This is a genomic window from Veronia nyctiphanis, from assembly GCF_004116385.1.
In the GTDB taxonomy this organism is placed as follows: domain Bacteria; phylum Pseudomonadota; class Gammaproteobacteria; order Enterobacterales; family Vibrionaceae; genus Veronia; species Veronia nyctiphanis.
Genome location: NZ_PEIB01000009.1, coordinates 81,052 through 98,271, shown reverse-complemented (window position 1 = coordinate 98,271; position 17,220 = coordinate 81,052). Strand labels below are relative to the sequence as shown.

Here is a 17,220-nt window from a genome sequence, read left to right as displayed (position 1 = left end):
AACCATTATGTATTCAGCTGGCTAAATAAAGCAATCTGTTGATAAATGACTGATGATTTTCATGACACAGATAAAAAAGCAGCGTCTGGCGGCATACCGGGCGCTGCTTTTCAATGCTTGTCATTCTTACAGAATGACGCGCTTTACATCTTCATCTTTTTTATCGAGATAGTGTATTGATTGGATACGACGAATTGTTCGACACTTTCCGCGTATTAACAAGGTTTCTGTCGTCGCAATGTTTCCTTGTCGGTTTACACCATCAAGCAGATCGCCTTTGGTGATACCCGTCCCCGAGAATATGACGTTGTCGCTTCTTGCCATGTCGCCAATCTCCAGCTTTTGGCCAACGTTTATACCCATTTCCTGGCAGCGTTGGATTTCAATTTCACCGAGGCGACGGTTTTCTTCTGTATTTCCTTTTACTTCATGACGAGGAATTAGGCGGCCATGCATGTCGCCATCTAACGCCCTTATAACTGCGGCTGATACTACGCCCTCTGGCGCACCGCCAACGCAATACATCACATCCACTTCACTGTCTGGCATGCAGGTAAGAATTGAAGCTGCGACATCGCCGTCAGGAATAGCAAATACTTTCACGCCCAACTGGTGCATCTCTTGGATAATGTCATCATGGCGGGGCTTGGCGAGTGTGATCACGACAAGCTCTGACAGTCCTTTGCCTTTTGCTTGGGCAATATTTTCTAAGTTTTCTTTGAGTGGGAGGTTAAGATCGATGGAGCCTTTGGCGTCTGGGCCAACGACCAGTTTTTCCATGTACATGTCGGGCGCTTTTAAAAAGCAGCCTTTTTCGGCGGCTGCGAGTACTGCCAAAGCATTAGGCTGTCCCATTGCGGTCATACGAGTGCCTTCAATCGGGTCTACAGCAATATCCACTGCATCACCGCCTAGGCCTACTTTCTCACCGATGTAGAGCATGGGCGCATCATCAATCTCACCCTCTCCGATGACAATTTCTCCATCGATGTCAGTTTGATTTAGAAGCAGTCGCATCACTTCAACCGCAGCACCGTCGGCAACGTTTTTATCGCCACGACCAAGCCATTTGTACCCTGCTAATGCAGCCCCTTCTGTGACACGTGAAAAAGCCATTGCCAAATCGCGTTTCATTCCAGCTCCCACTTAAAGATGAGTGATTAATGACACCAAAAATGCACCAAATAATTTGCGGCGAGTTTAACACACATAAAAAAGACATTTTTACTGTTTGGGGTTCAGGAATGTGGCGGCAGGCTTCACATGGATAGCGCTTCAACAGAAAAACAGACTGGCACAAGGGTGTGCCAGTCGGGCCAATTCTGGCAGTTCTTGGATAATCCAAGAGAGATACGATCGGTGTCTACGTTATCACGGTCTAATGTATGGATTATTGAGAGAGATCTCATTTTGAAATTTCATTGCAACGAAGTTTCCAAGAGGCTCTTATCTTCAAAAGATGCCTGTTTTTTTTGCAAATTTGGCGCAAATTTGTTCAATCGTTAATTAAATGCGATTTAGACAGGTGCCAGCGCTGCCATGCAGGGATAGAATAGCAGTAGGGTAACCAGACGCCTGTTGGTCTGGTGATGGAGCGCCTTGGGCGCGATGTTAGTGTAAATAATGATAGGTGGCCTTGATGTCATTGGAAATTTTAGAGCAGTTAGAAGCCAAAGTGCAGATGGCTGTTGATACTATCTCTTTGCTGCAAATGGAAATTGAAGAGCTAAAAGAAAAGAATGATGAGTTAAGTCAGGCGTCTGCAAACGCGCGCGAAAGTCATGAAGCGCTTGAGCAGGAAAACAGTAAACTGCGTCAGGATCAGGAAGCGTGGCAGAATCGCATTCGCAACTTGCTCGGCAAGATTGAAGAAGTGGAATAAAAAACAGAGCCATCCGGCTCTGTTTCATTTTTGAACAGTCAATTTCCTACTCGACGTCAATTGGCTCTTGCGACAGGATGACCCCTGTCGTATCAGCATAGACGTGGTCTTCAGGCAGGAATGTCACACCGCCAAAGTTAACTGGAATATCGAGCTCCCCAATGCTGTTATCATCAGCACCAACAGGGATTGACGCCAAGGCCTGAATACCAATGTCGATTTCATCGATGGCATCAACATCTCTTACACATCCGTAGACGATAATTCCTTCCCAGCCATTTTCTGCTGCCAAAGAAGCGATATCTACATCAACCAACGCTCTGCGTAATGAGCCACCACCGTCAATCAGTAAGATCTTGCCTTCACCATCCTCAGCCACCGTGGAGCGGATAAGTCCGCTGTCCTCGAAGCATTTGATTGTTCTGATTTGACCACCAAACGAGTTACGTCCGCCGTAAGAGCTGAACATGGGTTCCAGAACATCGATCTGATCCGGAAATGTGTCACACAGTTCTGAAGTGTTGTATTCCATAGGTTTATGTCTTCTTATCTTCAGGTGAGGCAGAGATATGAGGTTAATAAACCCAAATTTGCCGTTATTTTCCAGAAAGTATAACGGTTGAAAAGGGCTTTGCAATGATTGTGCTTACAAAGCAAACAAGAGTATCAATAAACATACATATCAATGACGTTGTTGAGGTGTGAAGAGGCATCTCTGTTGGCTGGTGACGGGGGGCAAACTGTACGATCGTACAGTACAGCGATAAGGCGAGATAAGTCAGTATAGAAACATAACAAGCCGAAAAGGTACATCTCGCATGATGATGAATAATATGACTCCACGCTCTCAAGCGATGCCGATTACTCTGACCGAAAGGCAAGAACAAATCGTTCATCTTATTATTGAAGGCAAAACCAATAAAGAAATCTCAAGAGCACTCTTCATATCAGAGAATACGGTAAAGTATCACTGCAAATTATTATTTGAACGCCTTAACGTTAAGAGCAGAGTCGATATCATCATAAATCATTTCAGCATTAGAAATATGATTAACTAATAAAGGTGTAAAAAAGAGCCGCTTGGTGTATGCGAAAGAAAACAGATATCTACCTGTTACGATGACATAATCACTTTAGTCAGCGCTTGATGTCGATTAAGGCTCTGCGTTTTATGAATAATGTTATTCACATGAAAAGAGGCTGTTCTCTCAGAAATATTAAGAATAACTGCGATTTCAGGTGTTGTTTTTCCTTCAGATAGCCATTCAACGCATTCTTGTTCTCTCTTGCTTAGTCTTATGTGTTGATGATCAGCTTTAATCGATTCGAACAACGAATAGATGATTGTTTGTAGAGCGCTGATATCAGAACTCCCCGATACGACAAACTCTGTCGTTTTAACTGTCATTGACGCAAACCAAAAACCAGGAAAGTGAAAAGGAATTATCGTCAGCTTCTCGCCTAATTGGGTTTGAATCCTCTTCGGAGTGATGTTCTTTTGGCAATGTTGGACCATTTCTTTTACGTCCAAAATTTGACTATCTATACCGTGTTCCAGAGCAAAACGATGATAACGATTCAACGAGAGAGCGCTGACGACTGAGATAGAAAAACACTCAAACCCCAATACAGCCATTTTCTCTTTAGTCGCTGAGTTTATTACTTGCTGTGTTGTCAATCGAAAGTCCATTTCGTACCTACCTAAGACTCAATAAAGTTGATTGACTCTTGTATCTCTCAAATCGCCTGTTACTTCGACAATTAACCGTTGATTTTGTAAGTGTTACGTCAGTAACACGGGCATCACACAAGGGGTGATAGAAAAGTGATAACTATATAGCAATAAAAATCAATTACTTACGCTGGTTAGTGATATCGGTTAGATTAATGATAGTTTTAGTAATAATGCGTCAAAATTGTCAAAAAAACGTTGAATCACATCGCAAACAGTTGAGTAGACGCTTTTAGCGACATCAATGAGTGATAACTTAGGCATTTACTTTTGCATACTGTAACTGTTAGTGAGCACTTTGATGATTGAGTTAGGCGATTTTGTAGTCTGCGAAAAAGACAGAACGCTAAATGACAAAAGCGGTGATGAGGTATCGATTGAAGATAAATCGCTTGCCGTCCTTCTTTACCTGATAGCCAACAAAGACAAATTCGTCACTCTTGAGGAGTTACATGAGAATGTCTGGAGTGGTCGGGTTGTATCAGATTCAGCAGTTAGACAGAGTATTGCAAAGTTAAGGAAGGTATTAGGCGACGATTCTGAAAGCCCTCAGTATATAAAATCTGTTCCGAGAAAAGGTTATAGGTTAGTTTGTAGTATTAAATATATAAATATAGAGTTAAAAAAAACATAGGAAAAACAGCCGCTTTAATCTTTTTAAATCCAAAGGCTTTCTTATATCAACTGTAACTTTCTTGTTCCTTCTAGCATATGTTTACCCAAAGTTACAATTGGTTACATTTGGTGTTACGGGCGTAGATGGCCTTAGTGAAGGTATAGTTAACTTGGGGTGGAATAATCAGCTAACTATCAGGAGTGATAATGAGAATTATTATATTTCTGAAATGAATAATTTAACTTTTTCTGACTTAGTCGAAGTTTCTCATCCTATCTCTAACTTAGTTAGTGCAGGTAATTATATATTTGCAAGTAAAGATGAAAGTAAACCCTGCTCGCTATTAAAGTATAACTTAATAACAAAGATTGTTAATGATGTAAAACTCTATAATTGTGAAAAAATCACGCATTTAAGCTCTTCAAATGATGAGAAAAGTATCATTGTATCAATGATATATAATAATTATTCAATAGTAAAACGTTACATAGTAGAGACTGAGCGCCAAGAAGAAATATTTAAGCTAGATATCGCATACCCATCATTGAAATCAGCTTATGATTCGATAAAAGATGAACTTATATACATAATCCCGGGGCTAAATTATTCATATATTGCACGAGTAAAAAAAGGAAAAGATAAAGAGACATCTGAGAGAGTATTTAAAGGAAGAGCAAAGCAAGTAAAATATATTGATAATTCATTTTATATTCTCGTTGATGGGGAGGTATTATCAGTAAATTTAGGTGATTTAAGTTTTATCTATTTTAACAAGATGAAAATTGACTATTCAGATGACTTTTATTTAAATGATAATGAGGCATTTTATCTGACTCAACATACATCTCAAAAGCAAATGAAAGTATTTTCTATTCCTCCCGGTGAGAGTAATCTTGGTTTTTCTATGCTTGCGAATTTTTCTAGTGTTGTGGGTGATAGCTTTTCCAATCTATATGCATCAGGTAATATATTTGATTTTAACAATAGATTCAATTCTAGCCATGAGGATAGAATACTTCATATTAAGAGTGACAAAGAAATCTTACGGAAGGATGATAGTATCTTTATCTCTAAAATTGATGAAAATAACAAACTGATGATATTTCAGTATAAAGATAGCATTGGGTTCTTTGATCTGGCAAAAAATAACATTATTGATGAAGTAAGCATCGGAAGTAAACTAATCACTACGTATGATAACAAGCTTAGCGACTTGAAGGTTATTTCGTTTTTAGGGAATAAAATAAAACTATCAAAGTTTGATATGCCTAATTCTAAGTCACCAAATGAATTTAAATCTCTTGATCTTAGAGATATAAATTTCAAAAGGCACCCTTTAGAAAATAACAATATGCTGAGGTTGGCTAAGCCCGCTGCTAAGTTAAATTGGAAGTACGGAATGGTTATTGGTATTTATGAAAAAGATAATAGATTATTCTTAAATATGATTGACGGGAATAAATTTAACTTTATTGAGTTAACTAATAACGAAGTTAAACTTATTCATGAATCTTCAACTGAAATAAAATACTTTGATACTGATAATGATGCTTTTATTTATCATCTTTCAGAAGATGGAAAAGAAATATTAAAAGTCAAAGTTTAATATTATAAAGCTCCGACTTTTAATGAAATTCAACTAAAAGCAATGTATAACTACTTGATTGAACATTAAACATGTTCTTTCTGGGGTAATATCTTGATCAGAAGGTGATTCTATTACAAGTAAATTACTGTTAGTAGTTTCTTCTGCGATACAAGCGCTAGAGCTAAGCATTAAAAATGTTGAGATAAAAAAGGTTAGTATATTTTTCTTCATATTAGTATCCTCGAATAGTTAGTTAATAGAATATACAGTAAATTTATCATAAAAAGAAACCTGTATGACCTGACAGGTACTTACGTTTATTCTACAAGATAAGCAAATAATTCACTGCGTGGTGTGAACACATTGAAAAATTGAGAGAAACAACAAACTTTCTTATGAGAAAGCACTTGTTGACATAATCTTTAACATCATAATTTCAGTATTTTTCTCGTCTATATAACTCATTAGCCGATAATTGAGATCTCTGACAATAAAACTACCCACTCGGGTAATACCCTGAATTTTCATTTCGCTTACTCTCATTGAATGTAAACAAAACGTGAAATTCAGAGGTGAGCATGAGGCCGTCTAAAGAGGTATTGTTAGCCAGAGCGATTAAAGAACTTGCTGAGCTTGATGATGTAAATGTTGATAAGTATCTCACTGTCTACCAAAAAGCAGATGAGTTGCTGTTTCAATGCTGTAGTGAATTCAATTGGGAACTACAACATCTCGGTCACAAGCATGATGAAAAGTTCAGGCAGCTTGCGACGTTCTCAGAGAAGCTTAACAATGTGCCATCAAGTTATCAGCAGGCTGTACAAAGGCTTAAAGCATCAAGAGGCCTTGCGGATAAGAAAGAGCTTGAGAGAGCACATAGCACTCTGAATTATCCACCCGACACTAAGCTTTTTCTGTCATCGCTGAAGCGATTTGCACCAAAATCAACATCACACCTGATTAAGCCAACTGACTACAACACGTTGCTCCGGACATTCGGCGCGCATCCGCTATCGAGTTATTCAGCGTTGTTGGCGCAGCATAGTTGGCCTCATGTGCGTCATCACCTTCGCTGTTCGGTCTTTTTACAAAATAGCACAGGCACTCACTGACTTGCCTTACTGGATATCAATTGCAACCCAATGTGCTGTGGCGTCAGACTAACCGCGTCTGTGATTTGCTGACTATTGCACACCAATTTGGTCATGTGATGCATTACAACTTGTCGATGGACAGCCAGCCGTTTTATCGCTTTATGCCGATAAATATTGTCAAAGAAACGTTTGGCTTTTTCTGGGAAGCCCTCGGTTTGGCTTATCTGTGTGCAATTGCTGATGAACAGACTCAGGATATGCTGCAGCGTAGTTATTCTCTTCGCTCTTACCATCAATGGGAAGAGGCACTGAGGTTGAAAAAGGAACAAAAAGCGAAACCAGCTTTATTTTACCCACTGGCAAGACAACTGGGCGAGAAGTTAGCGCTTCAAGTTTTGCAACAGACATTGAGCAAAAACGATGTGATGTCTTTGATGCAAAGAGGAAAGAACCTTTCGACTGAGGAGTTGATTGTTGTCACTAATTCCGTCAAATACTTGAAGACAACGCCTTATTACGTTTAATCATTTTCATCCAAGTGACTAAAAGGACGATACGGTTATGTATCGTCCTTTTGTACTTAGTGACAAACCAACTGTTTATTCTGAAAAGAGTGGGTAAGCCCCACAATGTGGTTAAATATGTAAGGTGGGAGACTGTCTCGATAGCTGTTTACTGCCAGTAACAACTTTTTGTCTAGAAAGCCTTTCTCAATAAATTCCAGCAGCTTATGGGTGATTTCCGTCGAATGAACACTCCTTGTTACCTCTGATAGATAACGATGTACGCCCCCCCATACGAAGCAATGATGAATAAGGCTATGTAAGCTGGTTAATTCGCCTGTCCAAGGAGAGAAAAGTTCGTCTTTAAGTACATTATGGTCATTCAGCAATACTCCCTTGAGTTCAACTTTATTTAGGAAATTATGAATGGCTTCATGCAGCAAATCTGCTTGCATTTGGGATGAGGTTACTTCAGTTAAATGATAGTTTTCAAAAGTAACGGCTCCCAAGCATTCAGCATGCGAAAATGATTTTGCTGTTTGGTCATGGGTTTCACGCAAGACTAGAAGGCTGCAATTAGCCGTAATGAACTCCCAGATTACAGGGTTAATATCGAGAATGGTTTGGGATGCTTTCTTGAGCTTGTTCAGAACCGTTTTCTTTTCCTGCCCTTTATATGCGGAAGCTTTGTCGCCAACTATGTAGTCCGTAAGTGCAAAGTGGCTATTCATATCGACTACAAGACCACTGGAGTAATCGAGGCGACCTTTCTCTTCTTTGCGTCTATCAATTAATGTCAGTAATCCTTCGCACAGCATTAAAACAGCCGCTTCTTGATCAAACTGTCGATGACGAACCCATTGAATAATGAGTTGATAGACTGCTGGTGAATGCCAAAAGGGAGTCCAGCGGAGAGAAGGGGTTCCTTTCAGTGTTGAGGCGAGTTCTCCGCTTTTTAATGGATCGACAGTTGAAAGAGTTTGCCAAAACCGAGATGACTCGGTGGCCATCAAAAAATGGAAATATTGATCAACGTTTTCTTGAATAGCGCGTTGTGGCTTCCAGCTAAACATCTTTATCCATGATGTATCCATGCGTTTTCCTAATTATTTTTAGCTTTTAAGCGTTAACATTTATAGAGAATTTGCGTTACCCAGATGTGTCAGGGCAGGAATGTGTTGGAAGAAGGGCAGGGTTGGCAACGTTTATATTATTGAGAGCATGCCCTTGATATCAGTCCAACTTGCGCTTCATTATTGCTGCTGCGCGTCGAGCGAGACACTGGTTGATCTGACAGGTCTATCTGAGATGTGCTGTTTTTGTGTGAGTACTAGCAATGCGGTAGAACTGGTGAACGTGAAATGGAAATAAAAAAGGCAGCCACTGGCTGCCTAACATTCGTTTATAAAGCACAAATTACAGAATAAAGCGGCTGAGATCTTCGTCTTCCACCAGATCGCCTAGGTATTTGCGAACATAATTGGCATCGATCTCCGTCTTCTCCCCACCTTTTTCACTGGCGTCGTAAGAGATTTCGTCCATCAGCCTTTCCATCACTGTGTGCAGTCGACGGGCACCAATATTTTCTGTTTTTTCGTTGACTCGCCATGCGGCGTTGGCAATTTCTTCGATGCCATCTTCGGTGAATGACAATTCAACACTTTCCGTGGCCATCAATGCGCTGTATTGCTCGGTCAAAGATGCGTTAGGCTCTGTCAGAATACGTTTAAAGTCTGAAGACGATAGCGCTTCAAGTTCAACACGAATTGGCAGCCGACCTTGCAATTCAGGGATTAGATCTGATGGGCGTGCAACCTGAAATGCGCCTGAGGCAATAAACAGGATATGGTCTGTTTTTACCATGCCGTGCTTCGTTGAGACGGTAGAGCCTTCAACCAATGGAAGGAGGTCTCGCTGCACGCCTTCACGAGAAACGTCTGGGCCTGAGCTTTCACCGCGTTTACAGATTTTGTCGATTTCATCGATAAAGACGATACCGTTGTTTTCAACGGAGTGAATCGCACGCTCTTTTAGCTCGTCTTGATTAACCAGCTTTGCCGCTTCTTCTTCGGTTGCTGCTTTTAGTGCATCTTTTAGTTTGAGCTTACGCTTTTTCGTCGCACCGCCGCCGCCAAGGTTTTGGAACATACCTTGTAGCTGGTTTGTCATTTCTTCCATACCCGGAGGTGCCATGATCTCCATGGTCATCTGTGGCGCAGCAAGATCCATTTCGATCTCTTTGTCGTCCAGCTTGCCTTCGCGGATCTTCTTACGGAAACTTTGACGTGTTGTGGAGTCTTCTGTTTTCTCCTCGTTCTGGCCCCAAGAATCACGAGCTGGAGGCAGAAGAACGTCAAGGATACGCTCTTCAGCGAGCTCCTCGGCACGGAAGCGCACCTTCTCAGTCGCTTGCTGGTGGGTCATTTTTATCGCTACATCAGTCAGGTCGCGGATGATGGTTTCAACTTCCTTACCGACGTAACCCACTTCAGTGAATTTTGTTGCTTCGACTTTTATGAACGGCGCATTGGCTAATTTGGCCAGACGGCGGGCAATTTCAGTTTTACCCACACCCGTTGGACCAATCATCAGAATGTTTTTAGGTGTCACTTCAGCCCGCAGTTCTTCCGCCAGCTGCATACGACGCCAGCGGTTACGCAGTGCGATAGCCACGGCTCGTTTTGCTTTGTCCTGACCGATGATGTGGCGGTCAAGCTCATGAACAATTTCGCGAGGAGTCATATCAGACATGCGGGGTTCCTATTTGGTCTCTAATTCTTCAATTGTATGGTGCTGGTTGGTGAACACACAAATGTCCCCAGCAATATTCAATGCTTTTTCGGCGATCTCACGTGCGCCAAGGTCCGTGTTTTCGAGCAGCGCTGTGGCTGCTGCTTGGGCAAAGTTACCGCCTGAGCCGATAGCGATAAGATCGTGCTCTGGTTGAACTACGTCGCCATTACCAGTGATGATCAGCGATGCTGTTTCATCAGCAACGGCCAACAAAGCCTCAAGACGACGTAGTGCGCGATCGGTGCGCCAATCTTTTGCGAGCTCAACCGCAGCTTTGGTCAGGTGGCCCTGGTGCATTTCTAATTTGCGCTCGAAGCGCTCGAAAAGTGTAAATGCATCTGCTGTACCGCCAGCGAATCCAGCCAGTACCTGATTGTTATATAAACGGCGAACTTTTTTGGCATTACCTTTCATTACAGTGTTGCCAAGAGATACCTGGCCATCACCTGCAATAACTACTTTGCCATTGCGGCGCACGGATACGATAGTAGTCACGTCAAACCTCTATTTGTCTTATCTGGCGTTACCAGATTTGGTTGTTAACGAGGAGATGGGGATAGGAGAACTGTTTTTCAAGGTGATGCAGGGAGAAGATTCCCTGCATTTCAGTGAACTAATCGGTCCAATACCAGATTGCGCAGGGTTCTATACCCGCTTTTCGGAGCAGGTTACGGTCTCGTTCAGCTTTCCGCTTTTGAGGGTAGGGGCCTAAAACCACTTTGTACCAACTGCCTTGATGGCGTATCTGACTTTCAATCCCTTGAAAGGCGATCATTGCTTTTCGCTCGCTGGCCTGGCTTTGTAATTTATACGCGCCGCATTGCATTAGGTAAGGGCGAGAAGAGAGTTTTTGCTCCTTGGCTTCAACCTTTACTTCCTTATTTTCAAGCTCTTCAACATAGCTCCAGGACTCTTTCGGTTTTGGCGGAAGCGTTGCCTCTTTTTTCTGAAGTTGAGGCTTGCTGACAGCCTTTTTTTCCGGGGCTGGAGGTGTGCTGACTGACAAGTAATAAAGTCCGTAAGCAAACAGACCCGTCATGACCAACGCAACGAGTGCAAGCATCTTTGGGAAACCACGGCCAGAAGGCACTGGCTTTTTGGCAGTTTTTGGTTTTCTGCGCGGAGGCGTACTGCGCTTCACGTAATCTTTAGGTGCCACTTTACGTACATTCTGTCAGAGGGAAAAGAACCGATATGGTAAAGGGTTGTGCTGGCGGTTGCCAGCACATGAGAGGCTTAGCGTGAAGGTGGTGCAACGCTCTCGCGGATCACCAGTTTTGAGTCAAGCAGGTGTGAGCCAGCTTGAATGTCAGTACCTTTCATTAGCTTAAGCAGCATCAACATAGCCTGACGCCCGATGTCATAGCGGGGCTGAGAGACTGTTGTTAACGCAGGATCGCAGTACTCAGCAAACTGGATGTCGTCGAAGCCGACGATAGAAATATCATGAGGTACACGGAACCCGAGGCGTTTAGCTTGCTGCATAGCACCAATCGCCATCACATCACTGTGGCAGAAGACTGCTGTTGGAGGTTGCGGTAAAGACAGTAGTGTGGTCATCGCACGAGCGCCTGCGGCAAAGGTGAAGTCTCCCTCAACACTGTATGCAGGATTAAGCGGTACACCGCATCGACGGAGTGCTTGCTGGTAGCCTTGAATTCGGAATTGCGTCAGCGCGGCATCCGGACGACCAGTAATTTGTGCAATGCGCTTATGACCTACCTGAGTCAGGTAATTGACGGCTTCGAATGCAGCCGTGAGGTTGTCAATGTGCACGGTTGGAAGCTCTAGCTCCGGTGCATATTCACAAGCCATAACCATTGGCGGAAGGTTTTTCTGCTCTGGTTTACTGACATCGAACGGTAAATCTGTGCCGAGAAGGAGCATACCGTCAGCTTGTTTGGTGAAAACCAAGTTCACAAACGAGCTCTCACGGCTTTCCTGTTGGCCGCTATCCCCAAGCAGTACCAAGTAACCATGCTCCATTGCAGCTTCTTCGATGCCGCGGATGATCTCTGAAAAATACGGGTCACAGATATCCGGCACAATGGCCACGATGGTTTTAGACTCATTCCTTCTTAAATTACGTGCCAGCGAGTTGGGGCTATATCCTGCTTCCATTACAGCCTGCTCAACTTTCTTTCTTGTCGAGGCTGATACCTTCTCCGGGTTCATCAGCGCTCGAGAGACAGTAGCCGTTGAAACACCGGCTAGCTGGGCAACGTCCTTCATTGTCGCCATAAATAAGTTCCTCTTGTTCTTATTAGTCCCTTAATGGGTGAACATAAATTAAATAATAATTAACACTCCACTTACATTGTACCGATTAGGCACCGAGCGAAACATGCTTACGGTAACACTAATTACACATGAAATGTGAAGTAGATCCGGCTTAGGAGAATAAATTTTAATCAGTTCATGTCCTGAGGCTCGACATCCAATGACCATCGAACCTTTTTAGCAAGCGGCAATTGTAACAAAGCTGGCAGTGCAATCGTCAATCTCTGTTGCAATAATCGTCTGTTAGGTGCCTGAAAAATCAGCTGCCAACGGAATTTTCCCGCTCTTCGGGCTAATGGTGCAGGTGCAGGGCCCAATGTCGCGCATTCATCATCATCAAATGGTGAAGCATCTAGCACCGTTCTAGCTTGATAGAGAAATTGCTCAACCTGTTCATTATCAAACCCCTCCGCGCGTAGAAGGGCGAAGTAGCTGTAGGGGGGAAGCATAGCTTGCTTGCGTTCTGTGAGAGCATTGACGGAAAAGTCTTGATAGCCTTTTTGAACCAAGGCTTGAAGCAATGCGTGCTCCGGGTGGTGAGTTTGCAACAAAACCAGCCCTGGCTTGCTGGCACGTCCTGCACGCCCGGCCACCTGCACAAATAGCTGGGCCAGTCGCTCTGGTGCACGAAAGTCGTTGCTGAATAGCGAGCTGTCTACGTCAACGAGCGCAACCAGCGTGACATTCGGGAAATGGTGCCCCTTCGCCAGCATCTGCGTTCCGATTAAAATCTGATACTCGTTGTTGTGAATTGCTTGCAGGTAGTTTTCCAGTGCGCCTTTGCGACGGGTATTGTCCCTGTCGATACGGATAGTTTTGTATTCAGGAAAGAGTGTTTCTAGCTGTTGTTCAAGTTGCTCGGTACCGACACCGACACTCATTAGTTGTGTTGACCCGCATTGCTCGCATTGATGCGGCACAGGTTTTTGTGCTGTGCAATGATGGCAGCGAAGCTCCTGATAGTTTTGATACAGCGTAAAGTAGGCATCGCAGCGTTTGCATTCTGCCAGCCAACCGCATTCATGGCATATCAGAGCCGGGGAATACCCACGACGGTTCAGGAACAACATGACCTGATTACCCTGCGAAAGTTGATTGCGCATTTCTGCTAGTAGAGGCGCGGATAACCCTGCCTCAAGATGTAAACCTCGGATATCTAATATGCCGTGTTTTGCTTTTACGGCATTACCCGCACGATGTGAGAGTGTTAGATAATGGTACTTACCAGATTGTGCGTTGTGGAGGGTTTCCAATGACGGCGTGGCAGAGCCCAAAACAATGGGAATGTTTTCTTCACGTGCACGCAAAACTGCTAAGTCTCTGGCGTGATAACGGAAACTGTCTTGCTGTTTATAAGAGCCATCATGTTCTTCATCGATAATGATGATTCCCGTTTGCTTGGTGGGTGAAAACAAGGCTGAACGAGTACCAATAATGATGGCGGCGCGATTATCCCGTGCATCAAGCCATGCAGTAAGACGCTCTGTTTCGTTCAGACCTGAGTGCATGACAGCAATTGGGACACTAAATCGTCTTGCAAAACGACTGATTGTCTGGGGGGTGAGGCCTATTTCCGGCACAAGAATTAATGCCTGTTGGCCGCGAGCAAGAACGGGTTCTAGTAGGTTTAAATACACCTCAGTTTTACCTGAACCTGTTACCCCTTCGACCAAATAACAGCCAAATTCGCTATTGGCATTTATCGTTGCCACAGCCATTGCCTGTTCATGATTCAGTTTTGGCTTTTCTTCCGTTATCTCAAAGCCCTTTACCCAAGGTTTCGGCGGCGGCGGAGCACAAGGCTCGATAAACCCTTTTTCATTGACGGCTTTGATGACTGGCGATGTGAAGCCAGCTTCGCTCAATACGCTATGTTCCATAGAGCCTGTTTTCAGCGCTGTCACTAGCTGTTCCTGTTTGGGGGCTCGGCTAAGTGCACCTGCTGGCAGATCTTCACCTAGCTGGATAGCTGCCAATATTTGGTTTCAGCATGTGATGCTGCTTTTCCCTTTCTGAGTGCGGTTGGCATGATGGTTGCGAGGCTTCGCCGAGCGGGTACTGATAGTAGCGACTGGCCCATTCAAGAAGGCGATACAATGTTTGCGGCCAGAGTGGCTGTTCATCGAGGACTTCCTGAATCGGTTTAAGCTGCTCAAGAGGGAAATCAGACTGCTCTGTCAGCTCAACGACAATGCCGATTTTGCTCTGACGACCAAATGGTACTTTAACTCGGCCACCAACAGTCGGTCTTTGCTCGGGTGTAATGACATAATCGAATGTCTTATATAGTGGGACCGGAAGGGCAACCCGTGCAATGTGCGCAGTCATGTTGAAAAAAGAGTCTCGGATCAATCTGGATATCTATTCACAGTGTAACGCTGGCGATGAAGGGTGCAACGTTAATCCTGTCAATCCGTTGATTTGGTTCGAGGTTGACTATATCGAACATTGAATTTGAATCGGTTGAACAAAAAAGTTGCTATCTTGGTCGGGCTTGATTAGAATTTCGCGCCTTACAATTTGTTGTTAACGACGTGTGGTGCCCGGCTTTGGATCGGGAGAGCGACACGGCCTTTATTAGAGGTAATCCCTATGAAAGCTGGTATCCATCCAGAATACAAAGCAGCAAGCGCAAAATGTTCTTGCGGCAACACTTTTGAATTCCAAACGACTCTGGGTAAAGACATCAACCTGGACGTATGTGATAAGTGCCACCCATTCTACACTGGTAAGCAACGTATCGTTGACACCGGTGGCCGCGTTGACCGCTTCAAGAAGCGTTTCGGCGTACTGAGCAGCAAATAAGACTGACTCTACAAAAAAAGGTGCCTATGGCACCTTTTTTTTCACCTTTCAGACATATCCTTCTGCCACATTATCCCCCACTGGCACTAATCCCGACACTGATATACCATCTAGGGTTGGCGCGTATTATCTACCCATAGTGCTCACCTTGTGTATTTTCGCTTGCAAACTTGAAAAACAAGGTAAGCTTTAAAGACTAATAGTTAGGATTAAAATAAATGTCTGAAGATAGACGCCAAATGGCTCTGGATTATCATGCGAATCCGGTGCCTGGCAAAATCTCTGTAGAACTTACAAAACCGGCAAACACTGTTGAAGACTTGGCCCTGGCATATAGCCCGGGTGTCGCTGAGCCTGTGAGGGAAATCGCTCAGGACGCAGATAATGTCTACAAATACACAGCAAAAGGCAACATGGTTGCTGTAATTTCCAATGGCACCGCGATTCTTGGACTTGGTAATCTGGGTCCGTTGGCGTCAAAGCCAGTAATGGAAGGTAAAGCGTTACTGTTTAAACGTTTTGCGAATCTGGATTCAATCGATATTGAGGTTAAGCATCGTACGATTGATGAATTTGTGGATACTGTTGCCAATATTGCCGACACATTTGGTGGTATTAACCTCGAAGATATCAAAGCACCTGATTGCTTTGAAATTGAACAGCAATTAATCGAACGTTGTAACGTACCTGTTTTCCACGATGATCAGCACGGCACTGCCATTGTTACTGCTGCTGGCATGCTTAATGCGCTTGAGCTTCAAGGTAAAGAAATTGGCGATGCGTCATTGTCTGTCTTGGTGCAGGTGCAGCAGCGGTTGCCTGCATGGAGCTTTTGATCAAGTGTGGTGCGCAACGCGAGAAAATCTACATGCTGGATCGCAAAGGTGTCATTCACACCCGTCGCGACGATATCAACCAATACAAACAACTTTTCGCGAACAACACAGATAAGCGTTCGTTGGAAGATGTGATTGAAGGGGCAGATATCTTCGTCGGTGTATCGGGGCCTGATTTGCTGTCACCTGAAGCGTTAAAGTTGATGGCTGATAAGCCTATCGTATTTGCTTGTTCAAACCCGGACCCGGAAATTAAGCCAGAAGTGGCCCATAAAGTGCGTGATGATCTCATCATGGGCACCGGGCGTTCGGATTATCCGAATCAGGTCAACAATGTACTGTGTTTCCCGTTCATTTTCCGTGGTGCGCTGGATGTTCGTGCCAGCCAGATCAATGATGAAATGAAACTGGCCGCAGTAGATGCGATTCGAGCATTGGCAAAAGAGCCTGTGCCGGAGGAAGTGGTGAAAGCGTCCGGCTCTGAAGCACTGTCCTTTGGCCCTGATTATATCATTCCGAAGCCAATGGATCCTCGTTTGCTGCCTAGAGTCGCGAAAGCGGTCGCTCAAGCAGCTGTTGATTCGGGGGTTGCCCGAATTGATATGCCGTCAGGTTACATGGCCTGAACGTTGAGTTGTTGGCGCAACCGATTGAAGACATAAAAAAAACCAGCCCGGCCGGCTGGTTTTTTTATGTCTTAATATTCTTCTTCGTCAAATTCGATACCGCGCTCTTGCATGATGCGCTTCACTTCTGCAGGCACGCTGTCGTTTTTATCTTTGCGGATATCGTCATCAGTCGGCAATGGCTGCCCTGTGTAGGCATGAAGAAAGGCTTCACACAGGAGTTCACTGTTCGTCGCGTGTCGAAGGTTATTAACCTGACGCCGGGTACGCTCATCCGTCAGCACCTTGAGCACTTTGAGCGGAATAGAGACGGTAATTTTTTTTACCTGCTCTTTCTTTTTACCGTGCTCGGCATAAGGGTTAATATATTCTCCATTCCAGTCTGCCATCAATCACCTTCTCAGTGGTTACTTTTGCATTATTTATCTAGTCTGCCCCGGCTCTATACGACCAGGTTCGATGAAG

General features: G+C 43.9%; 15 protein-coding genes and 3 pseudogenes. 8 read left to right on the top strand and 10 right to left on the bottom strand.

Annotated elements, in window-relative coordinates; all coding sequences use genetic code 11:
* Nucleotides 1–126: 126 nt before the first annotated feature.
* Nucleotides 127–1,134, bottom strand: coding sequence for a class II fructose-bisphosphatase (gene glpX, locus CS022_RS09505; protein ID WP_129122086.1), 1,008 nt, complete (start codon nt 1,132–1,134; stop codon nt 127–129).
* A 505-nt stretch (nt 1,135–1,639) separates the two neighbouring features.
* Between glpX and zapB the strand changes: the two genes are divergently transcribed.
* On the top strand, nt 1,640–1,882 hold the full coding sequence (zapB, locus tag CS022_RS09500) for a cell division protein ZapB (RefSeq protein ID WP_129122085.1): 243 nt from the start codon (nt 1,640–1,642) through the stop codon (nt 1,880–1,882).
* A gap of 46 nt (nt 1,883–1,928) precedes the next feature.
* Here the strand turns inward: zapB and rraA are convergent, their stop codons facing one another.
* Nucleotides 1,929–2,414: a ribonuclease E activity regulator RraA gene (gene rraA, locus CS022_RS09495; protein WP_129122084.1), complete on the bottom strand. Its 486-nt coding sequence runs from the start codon at nt 2,412–2,414 to the stop codon at nt 1,929–1,931.
* A gap of 286 nt (nt 2,415–2,700) precedes the next feature.
* Here rraA and CS022_RS28040 point away from each other — a divergent pair, with 286 nt between their 5' ends.
* Nucleotides 2,701–2,940, top strand: coding sequence for a response regulator transcription factor (locus tag CS022_RS28040; RefSeq protein ID WP_129122083.1), 240 nt, complete (start codon nt 2,701–2,703; stop codon nt 2,938–2,940).
* A gap of 56 nt (nt 2,941–2,996) precedes the next feature.
* Here CS022_RS28040 and CS022_RS09485 read toward each other — a convergent pair whose 3' ends face one another.
* Nucleotides 2,997–3,572, bottom strand: coding sequence for a helix-turn-helix transcriptional regulator (locus tag CS022_RS09485; RefSeq protein WP_201746246.1), 576 nt, complete (start codon nt 3,570–3,572; stop codon nt 2,997–2,999).
* A 343-nt stretch (nt 3,573–3,915) separates the two neighbouring features.
* Between CS022_RS09485 and CS022_RS09480 the strand changes: the two genes are divergently transcribed.
* The 4 genes from CS022_RS09480 to CS022_RS09465 all read left to right on the top strand — a co-directional run bounded on the left by CS022_RS09480 (nt 3,916) and on the right by CS022_RS09465 (nt 7,436).
* Complete coding sequence (locus CS022_RS09480) at nt 3,916–4,248, top strand: winged helix-turn-helix domain-containing protein (protein ID WP_129122082.1); 333 nt, start codon at nt 3,916–3,918, stop codon at nt 4,246–4,248.
* Between the two features lie 97 nt (nt 4,249–4,345).
* Entirely contained in the window at nt 4,346–5,836 is a 1,491-nt protein-coding gene (locus CS022_RS09475; protein WP_129122081.1) for a hypothetical protein, read from the top strand.
* Nucleotides 5,837–6,396: 560 nt separating this feature from the next.
* The gene (locus CS022_RS09470; RefSeq protein WP_129122080.1) at nt 6,397–6,930 is read left to right on the top strand and encodes a hypothetical protein; all 534 of its coding nucleotides are present in this window, start codon (nt 6,397–6,399) and stop codon (nt 6,928–6,930) included.
* A gap of 20 nt (nt 6,931–6,950) precedes the next feature.
* On the top strand, nt 6,951–7,436 hold the full coding sequence (locus CS022_RS09465) for a hypothetical protein (RefSeq protein WP_129122079.1): 486 nt from the start codon (nt 6,951–6,953) through the stop codon (nt 7,434–7,436).
* A gap of 56 nt (nt 7,437–7,492) precedes the next feature.
* Here CS022_RS09465 and CS022_RS09460 read toward each other — a convergent pair whose 3' ends face one another.
* The 6 genes and pseudogenes from CS022_RS09460 to priA all read right to left on the bottom strand — a co-directional run bounded on the left by CS022_RS09460 (nt 7,493) and on the right by priA (nt 14,816).
* Entirely contained in the window at nt 7,493–8,509 is a 1,017-nt protein-coding gene (locus CS022_RS09460; protein WP_129122078.1) for a hypothetical protein, read from the bottom strand.
* A 322-nt stretch (nt 8,510–8,831) separates the two neighbouring features.
* Nucleotides 8,832–10,166 carry an HslU--HslV peptidase ATPase subunit gene (hslU, locus tag CS022_RS09455; RefSeq protein ID WP_129122077.1) on the bottom strand — a complete coding sequence of 445 codons (1,335 nt, stop codon included), beginning with the start codon at nt 10,164–10,166 and terminating at the stop codon, nt 8,832–8,834.
* A gap of 9 nt (nt 10,167–10,175) precedes the next feature.
* On the bottom strand, nt 10,176–10,703 hold the full coding sequence (gene hslV / locus CS022_RS09450) for an ATP-dependent protease subunit HslV (protein WP_129122076.1): 528 nt from the start codon (nt 10,701–10,703) through the stop codon (nt 10,176–10,178).
* Nucleotides 10,704–10,821: 118 nt separating this feature from the next.
* The gene (locus CS022_RS09445) at nt 10,822–11,367 is read right to left on the bottom strand and encodes an SPOR domain-containing protein (protein WP_129122075.1); all 546 of its coding nucleotides are present in this window, start codon (nt 11,365–11,367) and stop codon (nt 10,822–10,824) included.
* A 77-nt stretch (nt 11,368–11,444) separates the two neighbouring features.
* Nucleotides 11,445–12,458: pseudogene (cytR, locus tag CS022_RS09440) on the bottom strand (DNA-binding transcriptional regulator CytR); the annotation flags it as partial.
* Between the two features lie 161 nt (nt 12,459–12,619).
* Nucleotides 12,620–14,816, bottom strand: a pseudogene (priA, locus tag CS022_RS09435) (primosomal protein N').
* Between the two features lie 264 nt (nt 14,817–15,080).
* Between priA and rpmE the strand changes: the two are divergent.
* Nucleotides 15,081–15,293, top strand: a complete 213-nt coding sequence (gene rpmE / locus CS022_RS09430) for a 50S ribosomal protein L31 (RefSeq protein ID WP_129122073.1) — start codon at nt 15,081–15,083, stop codon at nt 15,291–15,293.
* Nucleotides 15,294–15,511: 218 nt separating this feature from the next.
* Nucleotides 15,512–16,755 (top strand): annotated as a pseudogene (locus CS022_RS09425) (malic enzyme-like NAD(P)-binding protein).
* A 71-nt stretch (nt 16,756–16,826) separates the two neighbouring features.
* Here the strand turns inward: CS022_RS09425 and metJ are convergent.
* On the bottom strand, nt 16,827–17,144 hold the full coding sequence (gene metJ / locus CS022_RS09420) for a met regulon transcriptional regulator MetJ (protein WP_129122072.1): 318 nt from the start codon (nt 17,142–17,144) through the stop codon (nt 16,827–16,829).
* Between the last annotated feature and the right edge of the window lie 76 nt (nt 17,145–17,220).